General features: G+C 58.3%; 20 protein-coding genes. 11 read left to right on the top strand and 9 right to left on the bottom strand.

Annotation, left to right across the window (positions count from 1 at the left end):
* The first annotated feature begins 39 nt into the window (after positions 1-39).
* The 3 genes from dnaE (at position 40) to tilS (ending at position 6,189) form a co-directional block, all read left to right on the top strand.
* On the top strand, positions 40-3,543 hold the full coding sequence (dnaE, locus tag H7850_RS08300) for a DNA polymerase III subunit alpha (protein ID WP_227369050.1): 3,504 nt from the start codon (positions 40-42) through the stop codon (positions 3,541-3,543).
* A gap of 411 nt (positions 3,544-3,954) precedes the next feature.
* Positions 3,955-4,908: an acetyl-CoA carboxylase carboxyl transferase subunit alpha gene (gene accA, locus H7850_RS08295; RefSeq protein WP_227369049.1), complete on the top strand. Its 954-nt coding sequence runs from the start codon at positions 3,955-3,957 to the stop codon at positions 4,906-4,908.
* 6 nt (positions 4,909-4,914) lie between these two features.
* Entirely contained in the window at positions 4,915-6,189 is a 1,275-nt protein-coding gene (gene tilS / locus H7850_RS08290) for a tRNA lysidine(34) synthetase TilS (protein ID WP_227369048.1), read from the top strand.
* Here tilS and H7850_RS08285 read toward each other — a convergent pair.
* Complete coding sequence (locus H7850_RS08285) at positions 6,168-7,697, bottom strand: Ppx/GppA phosphatase family protein (RefSeq protein ID WP_227369047.1); 1,530 nt, start codon at positions 7,695-7,697, stop codon at positions 6,168-6,170. The genes tilS and H7850_RS08285 overlap by 22 nt on opposite strands.
* A gap of 110 nt (positions 7,698-7,807) precedes the next feature.
* Between H7850_RS08285 and H7850_RS08280 the strand changes: the two genes are divergently transcribed.
* The 7 genes from H7850_RS08280 (at position 7,808) to H7850_RS08255 (ending at position 14,208) form a co-directional block, all read left to right on the top strand.
* Complete coding sequence (locus H7850_RS08280; RefSeq protein ID WP_227369046.1) at positions 7,808-8,140, top strand: thioredoxin family protein; 333 nt, start codon at positions 7,808-7,810, stop codon at positions 8,138-8,140.
* A 350-nt stretch (positions 8,141-8,490) separates the two neighbouring features.
* Entirely contained in the window at positions 8,491-9,750 is a 1,260-nt protein-coding gene (gene rho / locus H7850_RS08275; protein ID WP_227369045.1) for a transcription termination factor Rho, read from the top strand.
* Between the two features lie 90 nt (positions 9,751-9,840).
* The gene (gene ubiD / locus H7850_RS08270) at positions 9,841-11,328 is read left to right on the top strand and encodes a 4-hydroxy-3-polyprenylbenzoate decarboxylase (protein WP_227369044.1); all 1,488 of its coding nucleotides are present in this window, start codon (positions 9,841-9,843) and stop codon (positions 11,326-11,328) included.
* Between the two features lie 28 nt (positions 11,329-11,356).
* Positions 11,357-12,106, top strand: a complete 750-nt coding sequence (locus H7850_RS08265; RefSeq protein ID WP_227369043.1) for an NAD(P)H-flavin reductase — start codon at positions 11,357-11,359, stop codon at positions 12,104-12,106.
* Between the two features lie 51 nt (positions 12,107-12,157).
* A complete protein-coding gene (locus H7850_RS18105; protein ID WP_319799273.1) occupies positions 12,158-12,283 on the top strand; it encodes a hypothetical protein in 126 nt (41 codons plus the stop codon).
* A gap of 318 nt (positions 12,284-12,601) precedes the next feature.
* Positions 12,602-13,693: a 3-deoxy-7-phosphoheptulonate synthase gene (locus H7850_RS08260; RefSeq protein ID WP_413614147.1), complete on the top strand. Its 1,092-nt coding sequence runs from the start codon at positions 12,602-12,604 to the stop codon at positions 13,691-13,693.
* The gene (locus tag H7850_RS08255) at positions 13,690-14,208 is read left to right on the top strand and encodes a DUF3087 family protein (protein ID WP_227369042.1); all 519 of its coding nucleotides are present in this window, start codon (positions 13,690-13,692) and stop codon (positions 14,206-14,208) included. Before H7850_RS08260 ends, H7850_RS08255 begins: the two co-directional genes overlap by 4 nt.
* Before the next feature lie 17 nt (positions 14,209-14,225).
* On the opposite strand, the gene ppk1 is transcribed toward H7850_RS08255, so the two are convergent.
* Together ppk1 and hemB are read right to left on the bottom strand one after the other, a co-directional pair.
* Positions 14,226-16,442 (bottom strand): polyphosphate kinase 1, encoded by a 2,217-nt coding sequence (gene ppk1, locus H7850_RS08250; RefSeq protein WP_227369041.1) that lies wholly within the window; start codon positions 16,440-16,442, stop codon positions 14,226-14,228.
* Between the two features lie 40 nt (positions 16,443-16,482).
* Entirely contained in the window at positions 16,483-17,490 is a 1,008-nt protein-coding gene (hemB, locus tag H7850_RS08245; protein WP_227369040.1) for a porphobilinogen synthase, read from the bottom strand.
* Between the two features lie 207 nt (positions 17,491-17,697).
* On the opposite strand from hemB, the gene elbB reads away from it, so the two are divergent.
* The gene (elbB, locus tag H7850_RS08240) at positions 17,698-18,354 is read left to right on the top strand and encodes an isoprenoid biosynthesis glyoxalase ElbB (RefSeq protein ID WP_227369039.1); all 657 of its coding nucleotides are present in this window, start codon (positions 17,698-17,700) and stop codon (positions 18,352-18,354) included.
* Between the two features lie 119 nt (positions 18,355-18,473).
* On the opposite strand, the gene tatC is transcribed toward elbB, so the two are convergent.
* The 6 genes from tatC to H7850_RS08210 are packed head-to-tail and all read right to left on the bottom strand — an operon-like array spanning position 18,474 to position 22,654.
* Positions 18,474-19,259: a twin-arginine translocase subunit TatC gene (tatC, locus tag H7850_RS08235; RefSeq protein ID WP_227369038.1), complete on the bottom strand. Its 786-nt coding sequence runs from the start codon at positions 19,257-19,259 to the stop codon at positions 18,474-18,476.
* Entirely contained in the window at positions 19,256-19,717 is a 462-nt protein-coding gene (tatB, locus tag H7850_RS08230; RefSeq protein WP_227369037.1) for a Sec-independent protein translocase protein TatB, read from the bottom strand. The genes tatC and tatB overlap by 4 nt, the downstream gene beginning before the upstream one ends.
* Positions 19,718-19,723: 6 nt before the next feature.
* The gene (gene tatA / locus H7850_RS08225; protein WP_227369036.1) at positions 19,724-19,996 is read right to left on the bottom strand and encodes a Sec-independent protein translocase subunit TatA; all 273 of its coding nucleotides are present in this window, start codon (positions 19,994-19,996) and stop codon (positions 19,724-19,726) included.
* Between the two features lie 33 nt (positions 19,997-20,029).
* Positions 20,030-20,368, bottom strand: coding sequence for a phosphoribosyl-ATP diphosphatase (locus H7850_RS08220; RefSeq protein ID WP_227369035.1), 339 nt, complete (start codon positions 20,366-20,368; stop codon positions 20,030-20,032).
* 31 nt (positions 20,369-20,399) lie between these two features.
* Positions 20,400-22,022: a ubiquinone biosynthesis regulatory protein kinase UbiB gene (gene ubiB / locus H7850_RS08215; RefSeq protein ID WP_227369034.1), complete on the bottom strand. Its 1,623-nt coding sequence runs from the start codon at positions 22,020-22,022 to the stop codon at positions 20,400-20,402.
* The gene (locus tag H7850_RS08210) at positions 22,019-22,654 is read right to left on the bottom strand and encodes an SCP2 domain-containing protein (protein WP_227369033.1); all 636 of its coding nucleotides are present in this window, start codon (positions 22,652-22,654) and stop codon (positions 22,019-22,021) included. The genes ubiB and H7850_RS08210 overlap by 4 nt, the downstream gene beginning before the upstream one ends.
* Positions 22,655-22,658: the final 4 nt, after the last annotated feature.

The raw sequence follows: 22,658 nt of genomic DNA, 5'->3' as shown, positions 1-22,658 counted from the left end.
AAACCGCATCGATTTCATGCTTTGCAACGAGTCCGATTTATGACTACCCCCTTCGTCCATCTACGCGTGCACAGCGAGTACTCTCTCGTCGATGGCTTGGTGCGCCTGAAACCCCTAGTCAAGGCGACCGCCGAAACCGGTATGCCCGCGGTCACCGTCACCGACGAAGCCAACCTGTTCGGCTTGGTCAAGGTCTACAAGGCGGCCCAAGGCGCGGGGCTCAAGCCGATCATCGGCGCTGATCTGTGGCTCGAGAACGCTCACGACGCGGACCATCCTTACCGGCTAACCCTGCTGGCGATGGATGACGAAGGGTATCGCAATCTCACTGAGCTGATTTCCCGAGGCTGGATGGAAGGCCAGCGCCAGGGCCTGGCTGTCTTGAAGAAGGCCTGGGTGTTCGAACAAAGCGCGGGACTGATTGCGCTTTCCGGTGCCCGGGAAGGGGAGGTCGGGCGTTTTCTGTTAGCCGGCCACGAGGATGATGCCGGAACGCTACTCAATGAATGGCAAGCGTATTTCCCGAAGCGTTTCTATCTGGAACTGCAGCGCACCGGACGCCAGTATGACGAAGAATGCGTACACTCGTCGGTGGCTCTGGCGGCTCGCACCGGTACGCCGGTGGTAGCCACCAACGATGTGCGGTTTATCTCTCGAGAAGATTATTGGGCCCACGAAACACGAGTCGCCATCGGCGAAGGCAAGGCCCTGGATGATCGGCGTCGGGAGAAGCGTTACAGCGAGGAGCAATACCTAAAGAGCCCGACGGAGATGGCGGAGCTGTTCGCCGATATTCCCGAAGCGCTGGAAAACAGTGTGATGATTGCGGCGCGCTGCAACGTCGATGTGCGACTGGGCGAGATATTTCTGCCGGAGTTCCCCATCCCCGAGGGCATGTCTCTAGAGGAATACTTTCGCAAGATTTCCCACGACGGCTTGACCGAACGCCTCGATCAGCTCTTCGAAGGCCCCAATGCCATCTACGCGGGTCGCAATCGCACAGAACATGAGCCTGCCTACCGCGAGCGCCTGGATTTCGAACTCGACATCATCATTGGGATGGGCTTTCCGGGTTACTTCCTGATCGTCATGGACTTCATTCAGTGGGCCAAGGACAACGACGTGCCGGTGGGGCCGGGGCGCGGCTCCGGTGCCGGCTCGCTGGTAGCCTATGCCCAGAAGATCACCGATCTCGACCCGCTGGAATATGATCTGCTGTTCGAGCGCTTCCTGAACCCGGAACGTGTCTCCATGCCGGATTTCGACGTCGACTTCTGCATGGAGAAGCGCGACAGCGTCATCGAGTATGTGGCCGAGCGCTATGGCCGCAACGCGGTCTCCCAGATCGTCACCTTCGGCACCATGGCCGCCAAGGCGGTCGTGCGGGATGTGGCCCGGGCCCAAGGCAAGCCTTACTCGTTGGGCGACAAACTCTCCAAGTTGATCCCGTTCGAGGTCGGCATGACCCTGGCCAAGGCTCACGAGCAGGAAGAGGCCTTGCGCGATTATCTGACCGGCGATGAGGAAGCCCAGGAAATCTGGGACATGGCGATCAAGCTCGAAGGCGTCACCCGGGGTACCGGCAAGCACGCGGGTGGGGTGGTGATTGCCCCGACCAAGCTCACGGATTTCTCGCCGCTTTTATGCGACGAAGAGGGCAACGGCCTGGTGGTGCAGTTCGACAAGAACGATGTCGAGGAGGCGGGGCTGGTCAAGTTCGACTTCCTCGGCCTGCGCACCCTGACCATCATCGACTGGGCCCTGGAGATGGTCGATACGGTGCGGGCTCGGGACGGTGTCGGGCCGCTGGACATTACCAGCATCCCGCTGGACGATGCGCCGACCTTCACCATGCTCAAGAAAGCCGAGACCACGGCGGTCTTCCAGCTCGAATCCCGCGGCATGAAGGAGTTGATCAAACGCCTGCTACCGGACTCTTTGGAGGATATGATCGCGCTGGTGGCACTGTTTCGCCCAGGACCGCTACAGTCCGGCATGGTAGACGACTTCATCAACCGCAAGCACGGTCGCGCCGAACTCTCCTACCCGCACCCGGATTATCAGCACGAATGGCTAAAGCCGGTGCTCGAGCCCACCTATGGCGTCATCCTCTACCAGGAGCAGGTGATGCAGATCGCCCAGGTGCTGGCGGGCTACAGCCTGGGTCAAGCCGATATGCTGCGCCGGGCCATGGGCAAGAAGAAACCCGAGGAAATGGCCAAGCAGCGTGCCGGCTTCCTGGAAGGCTGTGCGGCTAACGAAATCGAGGAGAATCTTGCCGGCAACATCTTCGACCTGGTGGAGAAGTTTGCCGGATATGGCTTCAACAAGTCCCACTCCGCGGCGTATGGGCTGGTTTCCTACCAGACCGCCTGGCTCAAGACGCATTACCCGGGGCCCTTCATGGCCGCCGTGTTGTCCACGGAAATGGACAACCTGGACAAGGTGGTGCCGTTGATCGAGGAGTGCCGCAATTTGGGGCTGACGGTCACACCGCCGGACGTCAACATGGGTAGCTACAAGTTCACCGTGGATACCGAAGGCCGGGTGGTCTACGGGTTGGGCGCGATTCGTGGGGTCGGCGAAGGGCCGATCGGTGCCATCGTCGAGGCTAGGGGCGAGGGCGGCGAGTTCGCCGATCTGTTCGATTTCTGTCGCCGCGTCGATGCCAAACGTTTGAACAAGCGCACCCTTGAGGCGCTGATCCGCTCCGGCGCGCTGGATAATCTGGGGCCTTCCCGGGCGGTGCTGACCGCGGCCCAGGAAGATGCACTCAAGGCCGCTGCGCAAAGCTCGACCAATGCGAGCCTGGGCATGATCGACATGTTCGGCGAGGCCTTTGCCGAACCCGAGGCGGGTGATGGCTATCAGGCCTATCTCAATGCCCGAGAGTGGAGTGACAAGCAGCGCCTTGCGGGTGAAAAAGATACCCTGGGGCTCTATTTGACCGGGCATCCCATCGATGAGTATGAGCAGGAGCTTGCCCGCTTCGTTTCGACTCGCATCCGCGATCTCAAGCCTTCCCGGGAACCGCAGCGCGTCGCGGGTCTGGTGGTAGCGATGCGCACCATGAGGTCAAAACGTGGCGACACCATGGCCTTCATTACCCTGGATGACCGTACCGGGCGCATCGAGGCCTCCCTGTTCGGCGAGCTGTTCGACCAGGTGCGGGGCTCCCTGGCGCCAGATCAGGTGCTGATCGTCGAAGGCGAGGTGCAAAGCGACGATTTCTCCGGTGGACTGCGCCTGCGGGGCAAGGATATTACCTTGATGGTGGATGCCCGGGCTCGTTACGGCGAAGCGCTGGAGCTCTCCGTGGATGGCCGACGCCTCAACGGTCGTTTCATTTCCAGCCTGCGGGATAGTCTCGACCCTTGGCGTAACGATGCTGGTTTGCCGGTACGGGTTCGGTATTGCAACGCCGAGGCCAGCGGCTGGCTGGAATTGGGAAGCGAATGGAAAGTATCGCCTGCGGACGAACTCATGATTGCGCTACGTGAAGTCGAGGGGCAAGACGGAGTGCGCCTGAAATATCGAGGGTGAACTCTGTGTCACGTAGATTTGTCGTAGTTGATTATTGCCCAGGATCGGTGGCAGGCCTGCGCGAAGGCGCTGTGAACCCTTCCTTGGGCGCTACTTTTGCTATCTGACCGCCATGGATGGCGGGAATGCCGGAACTGCATGGAGCTTTTTCCGGCCATGGCAAAAGACCTTCGCTCCAACCTGCCACCGTCCATGCTCTACAAGTCAAGCAATTAGGGGTTATCGACGTTTGCCTTACTGCATACCCTTGTCTTGCGTCATTGAGTCAAGGTGCGATAATGCGCACCTACAGCGAGCCATAAAAGTGTATAACCATATAGACAGCTAGCCATAAGCGTGGATGTATGGGGTTACAGGGATATGACTCACAGCCAATGATGCCGGCTGCCTATTTCAACAAGCAGATGTGCCATGAATCCCAACTATCTGGATTTCGAACAGCCGATCGCCGAATTGCAGGCCAAGATTGAAGAACTGCGGCTGGTCGATAATGACAGCAAGATCAATATCAGTGACGAGATTTCACGGCTCGAAGAGAAGAGCAAGAAGCTCACCGAGTCGATTTTTCGCGACCTGACGCCTTGGCAAGTATCCCAGTTGTCGCGTCATCCGCAGCGTCCTTATACCCTCGATTACCTCGAAACTATTTTCAGCGATTTCGATGAGCTGCATGGCGATCGTCATTTTGCCGACGATGCTGCCATCGTGGGTGGAATCGCGCGGCTGGATGACAAGCCGGTGATGGTCATCGGTCATCAGAAGGGTCGTACCGTACGCGACAAGGTGAGCCGCAACTTCGGCATGCCACGGCCGGAGGGTTACCGCAAAGCCTGTCGTTTGATGGAAATGGCCGAACGCTTCAAGATGCCGGTGCTGACCTTCATCGACACACCGGGGGCTTATCCCGGTATCGGCGCCGAAGAGCGCGGCCAGTCCGAAGCAATCGCCTATAACCTGGCAGTCATGTCGCGTCTGAAAACGCCCATTGTTGCCACTGTCGTTGGCGAAGGGGGCTCCGGTGGCGCCTTGGCCATCGGGGTCTGCGATGAGCTTCAGATGCTGCAATACTCGACCTACTCGGTCATCTCTCCGGAAGGCTGTGCCTCAATCCTGTGGAAGAGCGCTGAAAAGGCCTCGGATGCGGCTCAGGCCATGGGCATCACCGCCGAACGCCTCAAGGAGCTGGGTTTCGTCGATACATTGATCGACGAGCCGTTGGGCGGGGCGCATCGCTACCCGCAGGTCACAGCGGATCGCATCAAGGAAAAACTTCTGGCAAGCCTTGAGCGTTTGCAGGGGATGGAGACAGAGGTGTTGCTGGAAAGACGTTACGAACGTCTCATGAGTTATGGAGCGCCGGCGTAAGGCGCCATGCCGCTTCAGACCCTGATCGATGGTGCCCTCGGGGACACACCCTCGAACCAACCCGTCTGGATCGCCCTGTCCGGCGGGCTGGATTCCTGCCTGCTGCTGACGCTGGCAGTGCAGGCTGCCTATCGTTCTCCTCGATCTATCTACGCTCTGCATGTCAATCACGGCCTGCAGCCCGCGGCCATCGATTTCGAGCAGCATTGTCGCAAGCTGTGTGGGTGTCTTGGTGTGCCGCTTTTCATCGAGCAGGTGCAGGTCGAACAGGGCGGTCAGGGGATCGAGGCGGCGGCTCGAGAAGCACGCTACAAGGCTTTCGCGCGTCGAGTGAGGGCTGGTGAGTCGCTGTGGCTTGCCCAGCACGCGGACGATCAGGCCGAGACGCTGCTGCTGGCCGCGCTGCGGGGCAGCGGCGTCAGAGGTCTTTCCGGCATGCCGGCAAGGCGTGAGTGGCAGGGCAGAACAGTAGAAAGGCCATTGCTGGACTGCCCTCGCAGTGTTCTCGAAGAGCAGGCTCAGGCGCTGGAGGTCGAATGGATTGAAGATCCCACCAACGCGGATACCGCCTTCGATCGCAATTTCCTGCGCCGGCGGGTCATGCCGGTATTGGTGTCTCGTTGGCCCAAGGCCCCCCATCTGCTGGCCCAGAGTGCGCGCTTGAGCAGCGAGGCAGATTCGCTGCTCGATGAGTTGGCGGCGCTGGATCTTCATGGGGTAGGCGATACGCCTCACTGTCTTCAGATCAAGCCGCTTCGCGAGCTGTCCGAACCGCGCCAACGATTGCTGGTTCGCTATGCTTGCCAACGCCTTGGTTTATCAACGCCGCCGCTAGCGCGTTTACAGACGCTGCTTGCCCAGCTCAATGTCCGCCAGGATGCTCAAATGAAGATCGAGTGGCCCGGTGCTGAGGCCCGCTGCTGGCAAGGCGGACTCTTTCTGCAAGCACCCGTCATAGAGCCGCCGATAGATTGGCAGTGCGAATGGGACGGACGTGCCGGGTTGATGACGCCGGTCGGGCGCGTCGAGCAGAGCCTCAGGCCCAGTGACGAGGCATTCGGTGATCTGCTGACATTGACCTTGCGCCGGGGCGGAGAGGCGTTGACGGTTACCGGGCGGGGTCGGCGAGACGTCAAGCGACTGCTTCAAGAGGCGGCCGTTCCTCCCTGGCAACGCCCTCAGCAGTTATTGGCTTGGCACGATGGCACGCTGGTGGCGGTGTTGGGTATTGCCACGGCGCCGGGCTGGTGGCAAACCGATCACACTGCTTCGGCGAGTTGACTGACTTCCAGCACGAAGCCTGCGGCTTTTTGATATCGCCTTTCCTGTCGGAGATCGTCGAGAAGCAGCGTTCGCTCCGCCAACTCCTCGGATAATGAAAGATGCAAGGCCTCACCTTCGACATGCAAGGTAAAGTCCCGGATGGGCTGCTCTGGACGTGAGTGATTGAAAATGACCGCCAGGCGCAACAAGCGTGACAGCCTGGCATAGCGCAAGCGAATCGAGGCAGGCTGGGTCGCAAGCTCCTTGTGTGGGAATTTACGCCGATGCGCAAGAGCCAGAAAAGCCAGCGCGCGCTGCTCTGGGCGCGAGAAGCCGGGCAAATCCGAGTTTTCGATTAGATAGGCGCCATGGCGATGAAACTTGCTATGGGACACGGCCAGCCCCAGCTCATGTAGCCAGGCACCCCAGGTTAGGAATTGATGTTGCACATCTCCAAGCTGCCACGCCTCTCGTACCTGATCGAAAGCCGTTGCGGCACTGCTTGCGACGTTGGCGGCTTGGCGCGTATCGACGGAATAACGGCGCTGTAGACCGTATAGAGTCTTGAGGCGGGAGTCTTCAGGAGTGTTGCGGCCAACGACGTCGTAAAGCACACCATCGCGCAAGGCGCCATCCGAGTAGCGCATGTAGGTCAGGTCGAAAGCCTCGAAGATCGCGCACAAGATAGCCAGGCCCGCTGGAAAGACTCTGGCGCGATCTTCCTTCAACCCCTCCATGGCGACCTTGTCGAGCCGCTTTTGCTTGATGACCCTGTCACGCAAGGCGCGCAGTCCATCCACACGGATCAACCCTTCCGGACTATCGCCGCTGGCGTTGAGAATCGAGGCGATGGCCTTGACCGTACCGCTCGAGCCAATCGGGTCGGACCAGCCGAGCTCAAGGTAGGGACGACGAATATTGGCTAGTTCGGACAGCGCGGCCAGCTCGGCCTGACGAAAATGTTTCTCGGTGATATTCCCTTCGCCAAAAAAACGACGGGTATAGGTAACACAGCCCATATGCAGGCTTTCCAAAGCCAGGGGTTCGAAACGCTCCCCGATAATGAGCTCCGTCGAGCCACCTCCGATATCCACGATCAACCGCTTACCGTAAACGTCCGCCAGAGCATGAGCTGCACCAAGATAGATCAAGCGGGCTTCTTCACGTCCGGCGATGATCTCAATCTCGTGCCCGAGCAATGCTTCGGCACGTTCGATCAAGACATGGCTGTTGTAAGCGACACGTAGGGCATTGGTGCCGACGATACGCAAGTCGGGTGAGGCAATATCTTCGATATAGGTGACGAAACGCGTCAGGCAATCAAGCGCACGCTGCATGGCGTCTTCGCTGAGGTTCCCGTTATCATCGATACCGGCGGCCAGTTGTACTTTCTCGCCCAGCTTGGCGACGACCTGCAATTGGTCATTCTCATAATTTGCAACTAACAGATGAAAGCTATTGGAGCCTAGATCGATGGCTGCCAGACGTCGTAGCTGCCCTGCGTCGGCCTGTGGCGTCCTGCGCATGAGTCGTCCCTATGTGATAATGGTGTCAGGTTGCTGGGCTCCATGGAGCTTGTCAATTATGCACGTGCATCGTTCAATGATACTGCGCAATAAAAAAGGCAATCCCGAGTATGGAAAAGACGAGCAATGCCCTGGAATGGCTTTCCGAGACGGCTCTGGAGGATGTGCTTACGCTCCCAGGCGCCACTCTCGTCGTGTTCATGGCGGACTGGTGCGCGCCGTGCCAGGCGTTGACGCCACGTCTGGATAGAGTGATGGAGCGGCAGGGCCCCCAGTGCCGTTGCTATCTCGTCGATATCGACCGCTACCCCGAAGCGACACTCAAGTACAATGTGCGCGGCATGCCTACGCTGCTACTGTTCGTCGATGGCGATCTGGAAGCATCCCGGGTGGGGGCCATAAGCGAAGAGCAGCTCGAGGCCTTGATTGCTTCAATACATTGACGACAGGGCTTGCGTTTGACGCGGAGCTTAACTACCATCGAAGCATTCGCCTGTTCCGAATATTTTTTCGATCGCAAAACGTGATCAATTTCCAAGTCGTCAGTAGCCCACTGATTTCAATCTTCGCATCCGATATATCGGTCGAACTTGAATGATATCAGGCGACAAGAACAGCGCCTTTCTCGATACCGATAGCATTCTTGGACTCCTTGTGGAGTCGCCATCCTGTGAGTCTATTGGCAAGCGAAAACCCTCAGGGCTCTGAACGCATTGTGCGGCGTATAACACCGCCTCCTGTCCTATTCCGGCGCACGCCGCCACGCTGACAAGAGCAATTTCTGAACAAACCGATGAATCTTACCGAACTCAAGCAAAAGACCGTGCCGGAACTGCTGGAAATCACTCAGCAGATGGGTATCGATAATCTGGCCCGCTCCCGCAAGCAAGATATTATCTTTGCCATTTTGAAGAAGCATGCCAAGAGCGGTGAAGACATCTATGGCGATGGCGTGCTGGAAATTCTCCAGGATGGCTTCGGCTTCCTTCGTAGCTCGGATAGCTCCTATCTTGCGGGACCCGACGATATCTATGTGTCGCCCTCCCAGATACGTCGCTTCAATCTGCGCAAGGGCGATTCCATCGCTGGCAAGATTCGCCCCCCCAAGGAGGGCGAGCGTTACTTCGCGCTATTGAAGGTCAATCAGATCAACTTCGATAAGCCCGAGAACGCCAAGCACAAGATACTTTTCGAGAACCTCACGCCGCTGTTTCCTCAGGAACGCATGTTCATGGAAATCGGCAATGGCTCCACCGAGGATCTAACGTCTCGTATCATCGACCTTACCGCGCCCATCGGTAAGGGGCAGCGGGGCTTGATCGTGTCACCGCCCAAGGCGGGCAAGACGTTGATGTTGCAGAACATCGCCACCTCGATCACCCGCAACAATCCCGAGTGCCATCTGATCGTGCTACTCATCGACGAGCGCCCGGAAGAAGTGACCGAGATGTCCCGCACCGTGCGTGGCGAGGTGGTTGCCTCGACCTTCGATGAGCCTCCCGCGCGCCACGTGCAGGTTGCCGAGATGGTCATCGAAAAGGCCAAGCGTCTGGTGGAACACAAGAAGGACGTGGTCATCCTGCTCGACTCCATCACGCGTCTGGCCCGGGCCTACAACACCGTGGTGCCTTCTTCCGGCAAGGTGCTTACCGGTGGTGTCGATGCCCACGCGCTGGAGAAGCCCAAGCGTTTCTTCGGTGCCGCGCGTAATATCGAGGAGGGCGGCAGCCTGACCATTCTTGCCACCGCGCTGGTCGATACCGGTTCGAAGATGGATGAAGTGATCTTCGAGGAGTTCAAGGGAACCGGCAACATGGAAGCCCACCTTGACCGCAAGCTGGCGGAGAAGCGCGTCTACCCGGCACTCAACATCCGCCGCTCCGGCACCCGCCGCGAGGACCTGATCGCCTCGGAAGACGAAATGCAGCGCATGTGGATCCTGCGCAAGCTGCTGCATCCGATGGACGATACCGCGGCCACGGAATTCCTGATCGATCGTCTGAAAGATACCAAGACGAATCTTGAGTTTTTCGAAGCAATGAAACGCCGCTGATCCATCCAGGATCGTATCAGTTAGCCAGGCAGTGAAAGAAGGGGCGGCATGCTATGCTGCCCCTTCTGTCGTTCGGGAGATGGTAATCGCATGAAATACAAGGATCTGCGTGAGTTCATCGCGGCGCTGGAGAAATCCGGCGAGCTCCAGCGCGTCTCCGCCGAGGTCGACCCGTACCTGGAAATCACCGAGATCTGCGATCGTACTCTGCGCGCCGGCGGGCCGGCGTTGCTGTTCGAGAACGTCAAGGGCCATGACATGCCGGTGCTGGGCAATCTGTTCGGCACGCCGAAGCGAGTGGCGCTGGGCATGGGCCAGGACTCGGTGGCCGCGCTGCGCGAAGTGGGCGAACTGCTGGCGTTTCTCAAGGAGCCGGAGCCGCCCAAGGGCTTTCGCGATGCGCTGGACAAGCTGCCGGTCTTTCGTCAGGTGATGAGCATGGGGCCGAAGACGATCAGGCGCGCTCCGGTGCAGGAGGTAGTGCTCGAGGGTGACGAGGTCGATCTCGATCGCATTCCCATTCAGCACTGTTGGCCCGGTGATGTAGCGCCGCTGGTGACCTGGGCCCTGGTGGTGACCAAGGGGCCGCACAAGGAGCGCCAGAATCTGGGAATCTATCGTCAGCAGAAGCTTTCTCGGAATCGCCTGATCATGCGCTGGCTCTCCCACCGCGGCGGGGCGCTGGATTTCAAGGAGTGGTGCGAAGCGCATCCCGGCGAGCCCTTTCCCGTGGCGGTAGCCCTGGGCGCCGATCCAGCGACCATCCTCGGCGCGGTCACGCCGGTGCCGGATACACTGTCGGAGTATGCATTTGCCGGCTTGCTGCGCGGCTCGCGCACCGAGCTGGTCAAGTGTGGGCATGCGGATCTTCAGGTGCCGGCGTCCAGCGAGATCGTGCTGGAAGGCTTCATTTACCCTGACGATACCGCACCGGAAGGCCCTTATGGCGATCACACCGGCTACTACAACGAAGTGGAGACCTTTCCGGTATTCACCGTCGAGCGCATCACCCATCGTCGCGATCCGATCTATCATTCTACCTATACCGGGCGTCCGCCGGACGAGCCGGCGATTCTCGGCCTGGCATTGAACGAAGTGTTCGTGCCGATCCTGCGCAAGCAGTTTCCCGAGATCGTTGATTTCTACCTGCCGCCGGAAGGTTGCTCCTATCGCATGGCGGTAGTGACCATGAAGAAACAGTACCCTGGCCATGCCAAGCGGGTGATGATGGGCGTGTGGAGCTTCCTGCGCCAGTTCATGTACACCAAGTTCGTGATCGTGCTGGACGACGACGTGGATGCACGGCGCTGGGAGGATGTGATCTGGGCTATCACCACCCGCATGGACCCGGCTCGTGATACGGTGATGGTCGAGAATACGCCGATCGATTACCTTGATTTCGCTTCCCCCGTGGCCGGTCTAGGATCGAAAATGGGAATGGATGCGACCGACAAATGGCCCGGCGAGACCGATCGCGAGTGGGGTGTGCCGATTACCATGGACGCTGCGGTCAAGGAAGGCGTCGATGCACGCTGGGAAGAGTTGGGCATTGTCTTGCCTGACACAACAAACCAATGAATCGCTTCGATAATCTTATGAGGACAGCATGACGGCAAGGACTCTGACCTGTCACGTGAGCGCGGTGGAAGACCTGACCCCGGATGTCTTTCGCGTACATCTGGAAGGCCGCGCCGAAGCGATGGCCCATGCCCCGGGACAGTACCTGGAACTCAATCTCGAGGGTGACATCTGGGTGCCTTTTTCCATCGCCAACGCTCATCGCGGCGATGGCGCCATCGAGTTGCACATTCAGCACTGGCCGGAGCATGACAATTCCCAGCGGTTGCGGGAATTGATTCTAAAGTCGGGAATATTGAGGGTGCGAATGCCTGGTGGTGAATGTCGCTTGGACCCGGACAGTTCGCGCCCGCTACTGCTGATTGCCGCCGGGACCGGATTTGCCCAGATGAAGGCCCTGCTGGAAGCCGCTCTCGTCGCAGACCAGGCATTGCCGGTATCGTTCTGGTGGGCGGTGCGGGAGCGTCGGGATTTCTATCTCGAAAGCCTGGCTCGGGAATGGGCCGAAACCCATTCCAACTTCTTTTTTCACGCAGTGTCAGAAACGCCTATCGAGGCAGGCTTCGAGGAAGAGCGCGTATACGGGCACCAAGGGCGTATCGATCAGGCGTTGGCGGCGAATCTGCAGGATGTTTCACAATACGATGTCTATCTGTCCGGTTCTCCGGGGATGGTCTATGCCTGCATTGATACCTTGAAGCCCTTGGGACTCAAGCTCGAGCGCGTATTTTCGGATGTCTTTTCCTACGCGCCGCGAGAATCGTCGAATCCTCATTGATGAGCTAAAATATTTCACCCCTGATGCTATTCAACGAACGGAGATACCCACGTGGCTGAGTACGATCCCAACTTCAAGGATAAAAGCGGCTTCCTGTCCCTCTTTCTTGGTCTGGTGGTGCTGATTGGCATGAGCGCCTTGCCTGCAACCATCGTTTGGGTACAGTATTTCGAATGACGGTTGCCAACCCAGGCAAGCCGTGTAGGATAGAAGAAAAATTTAGGAGCTGACCATGTTGCCTGTTTCCAGTAGCTACACCGCCATTCGCGTTCAGCCATTGCTGGCGTGTGCGTGTGCATGTTATCGGGCAGGCTATTGGCGCTGGTTTACTCGCGATGCGCTCAGCGGTCAGGTCTCGATGAACCACGTCAGATGACTTGAACCAAGAGGCGCATCCTGAATCAGCAGGGTTGCCTCCATCGCACGCATGAACCCTCCGGTGGCAACCCCATCGGGGGGTTTTTGTTGGCAATGAGCCGGCCGAGAAACATGAAGATGAACGCACAAATGCCTAGTATCGAGACCGCTATCGAATCACATCAAGCGTTGAGTAACGAACGCATAATGCCGACCCCTGACGAGCTGCGCCGCGAGCTACCGGTCGATATTGAGCTGCGCGCTCGGATCACCGCCCAACGCCAGGCCGTACGCGGCATTCTCGATGGCCATGACGACCGTCTGCTGGTGGTGGTCGGTCCCTGCTCGATTCATGATCCCAGGGCGGCGATGGAGTATGCCCATCGGCTTGCGGAACTGAGCGAGCATATCGCCGATCGGGTGCAACTGGTCATGCGGGTCTATATCGAGAAGCCGCGTACCACGGTGGGCTGGAAAGGACTTGCCTACGATCCGCATCTGGATGGTAGCGACGATATGGCTCATGGACTTCAGCTCTCCCGACGTCTGATGCGCGATGTCGCTGCCCTGGGGTTGCCGGTCGCCACCGAGCTCTTGCAACCCATGGTGGCGCCCTATTTCACGGATCTGTTGAGCTGGGCAGCCATTGGCGCACGTACCACCGAGTCTCAAGTGCATCGCGAACTGACCAGTGGACTAGAAGCGGCGGTAGGGTTCAAGAACGCCACTGATGGGGGCATCGGGGTGGCCATTGACGCCATCCGTGCCGCAGCACATCCTCAGTGCCATTTCGCCATGGATGTTCAAGGGAGACCGGTCATGCGCGAAACCCAGGGCAACCCTCATACCCATCTGGTATTGCGCGGTGGTCATGGCCAGCCTAATTACGAAAGTGCCAGTGTTGGGGCCAGCCGGCGTGCGATGCTGGAAGCCGGTCTTGTACCTCGCATCATGGTGGATTGCAGTCACGCAAATTCCCATAAAGATCATCGACGTCAGAGCGAGGTGTTGCTCGATGTGCTGGCGCAGCGCCTGGCCGGCGATGCCAGCCTGGTCGGGGTAATGCTGGAAGGGCATCTACATGAAGGCAAACAGCCACTCAATCCGGATGCACTGCGCTATGGAGTCTCGGTCACCGATGCTTGTCTTGGGTGGGACACCACAGCCGATCTGCTTTTACGTGCCGCCGAGCGGCTGCGTATCGATTCAAAGGATAACGCCAGCGCATGAGTTTTTGCTTCGAATATCATGATCCCGAGCAGTTTCGGCGTAAATCGCGTTTCATGACGATCGGCGTGACGGCTCAGTTCGTCGTTCTTGGACTGGTGTTCTCCCAGCTGTTGACGACGCGTTTTGGTTCCAGTCTGGCCATGAATGCAGCGGGAGTGCTGCTAGGACTGCTGGCGACCAGTGCCATGGTGGCGATACTGCGTCAAAAACCCTGGTTGCAGGATCAGCGCTATGCCTGGGAGCTCAAGCGTCATGTAACACGCGTGAGTGCGCATCTATCGAGGCTGCGAAAGGTCGGGCTTGAGCGCCATGATCCTGCCGCACTGGATCTGCTGGCGTTCTATCATCAAGGAATAGAGCAACTGAACGAGCTCAATGGACGCACCACGGATGATGACAGCGAGCGGCTTGCCGAGCGGTTGCGGGTACGAAAAACCCGGGAATCGTTGAACATGCCCGCCGAAGTCACTGGGCTCGATCCTCAAGCGCTGAAGGCATTTCGCACCGCTCACTGAATACCGTCTAAACCGAGTCAGGACTTGGCGGCGTAGGCATACAATAGCGTCTCCTGGGCACTGACCGGTGCCGCCTCGCCGGCTTCCTGCCTTTGGTAGCTGCCATCCTCGCGCAGCAGCCAGCTCTGGCAATTATCCACCAGATAGGTCTCCAGATCCTTGCGCACCCGCTGCGCAAGTTTCTTTTCGAGGATAGGGAAGCAGGTTTCCACCCGGTGGAACATGTTACGTTCCATGAAATCCGCGCTGGACGCCCACACTTCGGGCTTGCCGTCGTTGTGAAAGTAGAATACCCGGGTATGTTCGAGAAAGCGGCCAACGATCGAGCGCACCAGTATGTTCTCGGAGATACCTGGCACACCCGGGCGCAGGCAGCAGGTGCCGCGAATGATCAGATCGCACGTCACTCCGGCCTGGGAGGCGCGATAGAGCGCGCGAATCAATCGAGGCTCGGTAAGCGAATTGCACTTGATGATCAGATGCGTCTTCTTGCCTTTCTCCGCCAGCTTGGCCTCACGCTCGATCATCTCGAGCAGGCGCTCGTGCAATACGAAGGGCGCATGCAGCAGCAGGTCGATGTTGCGCTGCTTGCCCATGCCGGAAAGCTGCTGAAAGACCTTGTGTACGTCCTCGCAAAGCGTCTCGTGAGCGGTGAGCAGGCTGTAATCCGTATACAGCTTGGCCGTCTTGGAATGATAGTTGCCGGTGCCCAGATGCGCGTAATAACGCAGTTCGCCTTTCTCCCGGCGTACGATGTGCAGCATCTTGGCATGGGTCTTGTAGGCGATCACCCCATAGATGACGATAGCGCCGGCTTCTTGAAGCCGTGAGGCCAGGGAGAGATTGTCCGCCTCATCGAAACGTGCCCGAAGTTCGATGACGACTGTCACTTCCTTGCCTCTGCGCGCTGCATCCACCAGGGCGCTGACGATCGGGGAGTCTGCGCCGGTACGGTATAGCGTCTGCTTGATAGCCAGCACGTCGCTGTCCTGGGCGGCTTCGCGCAATAGGTCCTCGATGGGAGAGAACGACTGAAACGGGTGATGCAGCAGAATGTCGCCCTGGCGAATGGTATCGAACAGGCTGCCTTCGGACTTGAGTCCCTTGGGTGTTCCCGCCGTGAAAGGGCGGTAAAGCAGATCCGGTCGATCCATGTCGTCGATCAAGGCCATCATGCGGGTCAGATTGACCGGACCGTGGACGCGATAAAGATCCTGGGCCTCGAGTTCGAACTGTTCGAGCAGGAAGGCCGCCAGCTCGTCAGGGCAGTTATCCGCCACCTCCAGGCGCACGCCGTCGCCGTAGCGCCGGGCCAGCAATTCGCCCCGTAGCGCCGAGGCCAGATCCGACACCTCATCCGGGTCCACGCTGAGATCCGCGTTACGGGTCAGGCGAAACTGATAACAGCCATTGACCTTCATGCCCGGGAAAACCGTCTGAGCATGGGCGTGGATCATCGAGGAAAGGAAGATGTGATCCGCATAGCCTTTTTCGGCCAGTGTTTCAGGCAGGCGTATCAAGCGGGGAAGTGAACGCGGGGCAGGCAGGATCGCCAGTCCTCCCTCGCGGCCAAAGGCGTCCTTGCCTTCGAGTTCGACGATGAAGTTGAGGCTCTTGTTGACCAGCCGGGGAAAAGGGTGGGATGGGTCGAGCCCGATGGGGCTGATCACCGGCATGATCTCTTTCTCGAAGTACTCGCCGACCCATTTGCGCTGAGGCTCCGTCCATTGCGAGCGACGCCGGAAGCGGATGCGGTGCTCTTCCAGTGCCGGAATCAGCTCGTCGTTGAGTATCCGATACTGCCGCTCGATCTGCTCGTGGGTGATGCGCGCAATATCATCGAGCACCTGTTTCGGTGTCAGACCGTCGTCACCGATGTCATCACGCCCCAGGGCCAGGCGATGCTTGAGACCTGCTACTCGGATTTCGAAGAATTCATCGAGATTCGAGGAGAAGATCACCAGGAACATCAGACGATTGAGCAGCGGATGAGACGCGTCCAGCGCCTGCTCGAGTACCCGTATGTTGAACTGTAGATGCGACAGCTCACGATTGAAGTAGAGAACCGCGTCGTCCAGTTCCGCCTTCGGCGACGGTGTCGGCTTGGCGTGAATACCCGTGCGGGTGCGATTGACCCTCAAAGCCGACGTACTGGCCGCCGCCAGTGCCGGCGACGTTTTCTGTTCCTTGTTCGCATCGGTTGCTATCTTCTTGCGATCGCGCGGCTTGTCCATTCCATGATGTCCTGGTTCGGCGAGGCGCGACGCACCGCGCCTATTGTTTGATCAGTTCGGCGGCGCGTTTGGCGAAATAGGTCAGAATGCCGTCCGCCCCCGCGCGCTTGAAGCACATCAGCGACTCGAGGATCACGCTGTCGGCGTCGAGCCAGCCCTTCTCGAAGGCGGCCATGTGCATAGCGTATTCGCCGCTGACCTGATAGGCAAAGGTCGGTACCGCCAGCTCCTGCTTGACGCGTCGCACCACATCCAAGTAAGGCATTCCGGGCTTGACCATCACCATGTCGGCACCTTCGGCCAGGTCCAGAGCGACTTCGTGTACCGCCTCGTCGCTGTTGGCCGGGTCCATCTGGTAGGTACTCTTGTCCGCCTTGCCCAGGTTGCTTGCGGAGCCCACCGCATCCCGGAAAGGACCATAATAGCGCGAGGCATACTTGGCGGAGTAGGACATGATGCGAGTGTTGTGCAGCCGTTCCTGCTCGAGCACACTGCGGATGGCGCCGATGCGGCCATCCATCATGTCCGAGGGCGCCACTATGTCGGCACCGGCTTCCGCATGAGAAAGCGCCTGCTTGAGCAAGGTCTCGACGGTGCGATCGTTCTGCACGTAGCCCAGCTCGTCGAGGATGCCGTCCTGACCGTGCACGGTGTAAGGATCCAGCGCCACGTCGGTGATCACCCCGAGCTCCGGGTAGTCCTGCTTCAGTGCCCGCACGGTGCGCTGTACGAGACCGCCGGAGTTGAACGCCTCCTCGGCATATTCACTCTTGTGCTGGGCATCGATGACCGGGAAAAGCGCCAGGGCAGGAATGCCGAGCGCGGCTACTTCGCCGGCTTCCTCGAGAAGCAGGTCCAGAGATAAGCGCTCGACACCGGGCATCGAGGGAACCGCTTCACGACGCTGTTCGCCTTCGAGAACGAAGACCGGCAGAATCAGATCCGAAGGGGTCAAGGATGATTCGCGCATCATGCGGCGAGAAAAATCATCCTTGCGCATGCGGCGCAGGCGAGTGGCGGGATACTGGCGTGAGATAGAAAAGCTCAAGATTGTTTCTCCAGTCTAGGAATCGCGGACACATACTCGATCAGTCTGCTCGAATGATGTGACGATAGCGCGTCAACAAGTAGTGCCGTCCATTATATCAAGCATGGGCAACCCGGGTATGCCGGCGCCTTGTCGCACCGAGCAAGACCTCTTAGAGTAAAGCGTTAGTAAGGTGCGAATCCCGGCGTCTACTTCAAGGAGCAAGGCATGAGCAAACAGGTGGCGATCATTCTGTCAGGCTGTGGTTTTCGCGACGGCTCGGAAATTTACGAAACGACGCTGACGTTGCTGCGTCTCGATCAGTTGGGCATCGCGTACCGTTGCTTCGCCCCGGATCAGGATCAACCTCAAGTGATCGATCATGCCAGCGGCGAGCAATGTAAAGAGATCCGCAACATGCTGGTCGAATCTGCACGCTTGGCCCGGGGCGAGATCGACTCCCTCGAGGCACTGGATCCGGCGAGTTTCGATGCGGTTATTTTGCCTGGCGGCCAGGGAGTGGCGAAGAATCTTTCGAACTTTACGGAGGCCGGAGCCGACATGACGGTACTGCCGCTGTTGCGTGACAAGATCCTGGCATTCTATGAGGCTGAAAAGCCGATCGGGCTGATGTGCTACTCATCCTTGCTGGCGCCGCGACTGCTGGATGTCACCATTCCAGTGACCGTGGGTCATAATGCCAAAATTGCTGGCGCCATCAGCAGTATGGGAGGGCTGCACAAGACCTGTGCTGCCGATGATGTCGTGCTGGATCGCGAGCATCGCATCGTGACGACGCCCGCTTTCATGACGGCCAAGGGAATTGCCGAAGCAGCCTTGGGCATCTCCAAGCTGGTGGACAAAATCGATGAAATGATGCGCTGAAGCTTCTGCACTGCAAAAACCAGACTGTATGAATGGCATGCTTATAGATGGAAAGAGCCGCCAATAGGCGGCTCTTTTGTATGCTATTTAGGTCAGCATACCGCTTATAACGGTTCAAGCTATTCAACCTCGTCCGCCTCTTCTTTCTTGCGCCGACGCCCACGAAGGACCCGCCCGGCCAGGATGCCGATCTCATAAAGCAGCCACATGGGAACGGCCAACAGGCTTTGCGAGATGATATCCGGCGGCGTCATCAGCATGCCCACGACGAAGCAGCCAAGCACGATATAAGGACGTTTTTTCGACAGGCTCTCGACGGTGGTGGCACCGGTCCAGATCAACAGGAAGGTGGCGATCGGAATCTCGAAGGCGACGCCGAAGGCGAAGAACAACTTGAGCACAAAATTAAGATACTGGTTGATATCCGTCATTACCGCGACGTTCTCGGGGCCGGTATGCACGAAGAAATCGAACAGCAGCGGAAAGACCGCGTAGTAGGCGAAAGCAGCGCCGCCATAGAATAGCAGGACGCTGGACGCCAGTAACGGCACGGCCAGCACCTTCTCGTTCTCGTAAAGCCCCGGCGCGATGAAAGCCCAGAATTGATGCAGTACGAAAGGGATGGCAATGAATACCGCCACCACCAGGGTCAATTTGAACGGCGCGAGAAACGGTGAGGCAACCTCGGTGGCGATCATCTGCGACCCTGGTGGCAGCAGGGCCATCAGGGGGTCGGCAACGAAGGTGTAGATGTTGTTGGAGAACGCGTAAAGCGCCAGGAAGATCAGCAAAATCGCGACCACTGCTCGCATCAAGCGCGAACGTAGCTCGATGAGGTGTTCGATCAGCGGTGCCTGGGGCGGTTCTTCCGGCGTCTCGTTTCGCGGAGAGGGTGCGTCACTCATCGCGCCTTGGCATCCTTGTCGTTGGCGTTGGCGTTGGCAATATTGGGGGACGAGGAGGCGGTAGATTCACTCGATGTCTGCTCGGGTTCTTCCTGACCCATGCCCCGGTCAAGAGGGGCATCGATGTTTTTAGGCGCGTTCGTTTGCCTGTCAGAGGCTGATTGCGTCGACGTCTTGTCGGCACTGCTCGACCCAGAACCACCGATGAAATTTTCGACGTCCTTGCGGGTCTTGTCGAAACCACTGTCGAGTTTCTTCTGATGCTCCTCGAGTTTCTGGCGCAATTCTTCCGCTTCCAGCTGAGAGTTGATCTCACGCTGCATGTTCGAGACGGTACGCTTGATCTTGCCGATCCATAATCCCGCCGTACGAGCAGCCTTGGGTAGCCGCTCGGGGCCCAGCACCAATAGACCGACCACGCCAATGATCAGTAGTTCGAGAAAGCCGATATCGAACATGAAGGATTATTTCCGCTCATGCTTGTCTTCGACATGGTCGCTACTACGTTGCTCGGGTTTGACCTCATAGGTTTCACCCTCTTCGTCATGTCGAACCTGGCGCTGAACGCTGTCGTCCTTTTCCTTGCCATCCTTGTCGTCTTCGCTCATGGCTTTCTTGAAGCCCTTGACCGCGCCGCCAAGATCTCCGCCGACATTGCGCAGTTTCTTGGTGCCAAAGATCAAGATGATGATGCCGAGTACGATCAGCAACTGCCAAATACTGATACCACCTAACATTGAGGTTCTCCTAGTAAGGGGCCATGACCCCGTTCATTCAGCTCTGCGAGCGGCTTTTTCATCTAGTCCCGAAATGCCGAAACGTCGTGCCAGCTCGTCGAGCACCGCTCGATGATCGATATCGAGATGCGACAGCATCACCAGGCTATGAAACCACAGGTCGGCGGTTTCGGCGACCACTGCCTGATGATCCTTGTCAAGATTCTGATCACTGTCCTTGGCAGCGAGAATAGTCTCGGTTGCCTCTTCGCCGATCTTTTCGAGAATCTTGTTGAGCCCCTTGGCATGCAGCGAGGCCACATAGGAGGACGCCGGGTCGGCATGACGGCGTTCATCAAGCACATTGCTTAACCGTTCGAGTATATCGCTCATCGCGAGTTCCTTCTCGAAATCAAGTGTAGGGCTAGCGCCACAAGAGCATCAAGGTACCGATGGTCGCCGCAACCAGTACCGGCCAAGGCTGTTGGTCTGCCCATTCTATCAGCGGACGCCAGGCAAGTGCCGCGGCAATCAGCAATAGCCCCAGGCGCAAGCGCCATGTCTGGCGGGAGCTGCGGCTAAGTTGTTGACGTATGCCGGTGATGCCCTTGGCCAGGCGCGTTTGCTCTTTCTGAATGTGGCTTGCACGGCTTAAGGCATTATGGGCCAGCCCCGGTAGCTCTGGAAGCTGGCGGCTAAGTTCCGGCGCCTGCTTCTTGAAGGATTCCCATAGTCCATGGGGGCCGACACGCTCCTTCATCCAGCGTTCCAGATAGGGCCGGGCAGTCGTCCATAGATCGAGATCCGGATAGAGCTGACGTCCCAGGCCCTCGATATTGAGTAGCGTCTTTTGCAGCAGCACGAGCTGCGGCTGTACTTCCATGTTGAAACGGCGCGCCGTCTGAAAAAGCCCTAGCAATACCTGCCCGAAAGATATCTCTTTGAGCGGGCGCTCGAGAATGGGCTCGCAAACCGTACGAATAGCCGCAGCAAACTCGTTGGCTCGGGTACCTTCGCCAACCCACCCGGACTCGATGTGCAATGCGGCGACTTCGTAGTAATCCTGATTGAAAAAAGCGAGCAGGTTGCGTGCCAGATAATCCTGATCCTCCCGGGTCAAGCTGCCCACGATGCCGCAGTCGATGGCAATGTATTGAGGGTCATCGGGATGTTCGTAATTAATGAAGATATTGCCCGGATGCATGTCCGCATGAAAGAAATTGTCCCGAAACACCTGAGTGAAGAATATTTCCACCCCGCGTTCAGCAAGCTTGCGCAGATCAAAATTCTGTTCTTCCAGTGCCTGCATGTCCGCTACGGGTATGCCGTAGATTCGCTCCATCACCATGATGCGTTGACGCGTCAGCGGCCAATAGATAGCGGGAACATAGAGCAGCGGTGAGTGCTTGAAATTGCGCTTGAGCTGGGAGGTATTGGCGGCTTCCTTGCGTAGATCGAGCTCATCCAGAAGCGTCGATTCATAATCCTTGACTACTTCCACAGGGCGTAGCCTGCGCGCCTCGGGGATTCGACGAATCATGCGGGCGAAGGTGTACAGCAGGCCGATATCCTTGCGCATGACTTCTTCGATGCGCGGACGAATCACCTTTACCACCACCTCTTCGCCGGTATGCAAACGGGCCGCATGTACCTGAGCGATGGACGCCGATGCCATGGGAACCGTATCGAACTGGGCAAAGCTCGTCTCGATGGAGCATTCGAGTTCGGCTTCGATGAGCGCGCGGGCCTGTTCCCCCGGGAAAGGAGGCACCTGATCTTGCAGGCGTCTTAGCTCATCGGCAATCTCCGGCGGCAATAGATCGCGACGCGTGGACAGCATTTGACCGAATTTGATGAATACCGGCCCCAAGGCTTCCAGTGCCAGACGCAAACGCTTGCCCCGGGAGTGCGGGCCGGTTGGAACAAGACGTAAAGGAGAAAGGCGAAGCAGTAGGCGCAGCACCCCAGGCAGGCGCTCCAGAGGAATCAGCGTGTCCAGGCGAAATCGGGTCACTACCCAAAAAATGCGCAGCAATCGCAGGTTCACGCAATATCCTTCTGATGAGGGGCCAGCTTTTTCTGCAGCCGGGCAACTCGGGCTTCGAGGCGATCGGTGGCAATTTCGAGCCCGGTCAAATAATCCCTCAGCGCATCGCGTTGAGGATGGCCGGGCAACAGGCGCGCTTCCTCGAACACGAAGTCGGCGAGATCTGCGCGAAACTCACGCTGGCTGCGTAGACCAAAGCGTCCGAAGCGGCGCAGCCCCTCCGCCAAGCTATGGCTGGGCCGATCGCCGAACCACTCCGCCAGTGCGCCTTCCCAATCGAGATCGATATCCATCAAAAGAGTGCGTGCGCCTTCCAGGATGGCGACCTGGCCACGCACGGCCAAGCGGCCGGAAAACATCAGGCGTTCCAACGGCTCCCCACCCAGCAAGGCGCCTAGGGTATCGCTGTCGATTTCAACGACCGCATCGGCGTCGTTTTCCTCGGCCTGAGGCTGGTGCAACAGATTGAGGCCGTGTTCATCGAAGACGATCAGCAGGTCGACATGGGGCCTTTCCAGTCTCAGGAGTAACCGTTTGCCGGCAAGTTTTTTTAGCCGCGAAGGGGCGGCCGGATCTCGGGCGAGCATTGCATTGAGCGTTTTTTCGGCGCCACCGAACAGTAAGGTGTACATCAAC

It is taken from the genome of Halomonas sp. M20, from assembly GCF_020622265.1.
Lineage (GTDB): Bacteria > Pseudomonadota > Gammaproteobacteria > Pseudomonadales > Halomonadaceae > Modicisalibacter.
The sequence above is the reverse complement of the archived record's forward strand: the minus strand, read 5'-3'. Positions and strand labels throughout refer to the sequence as shown.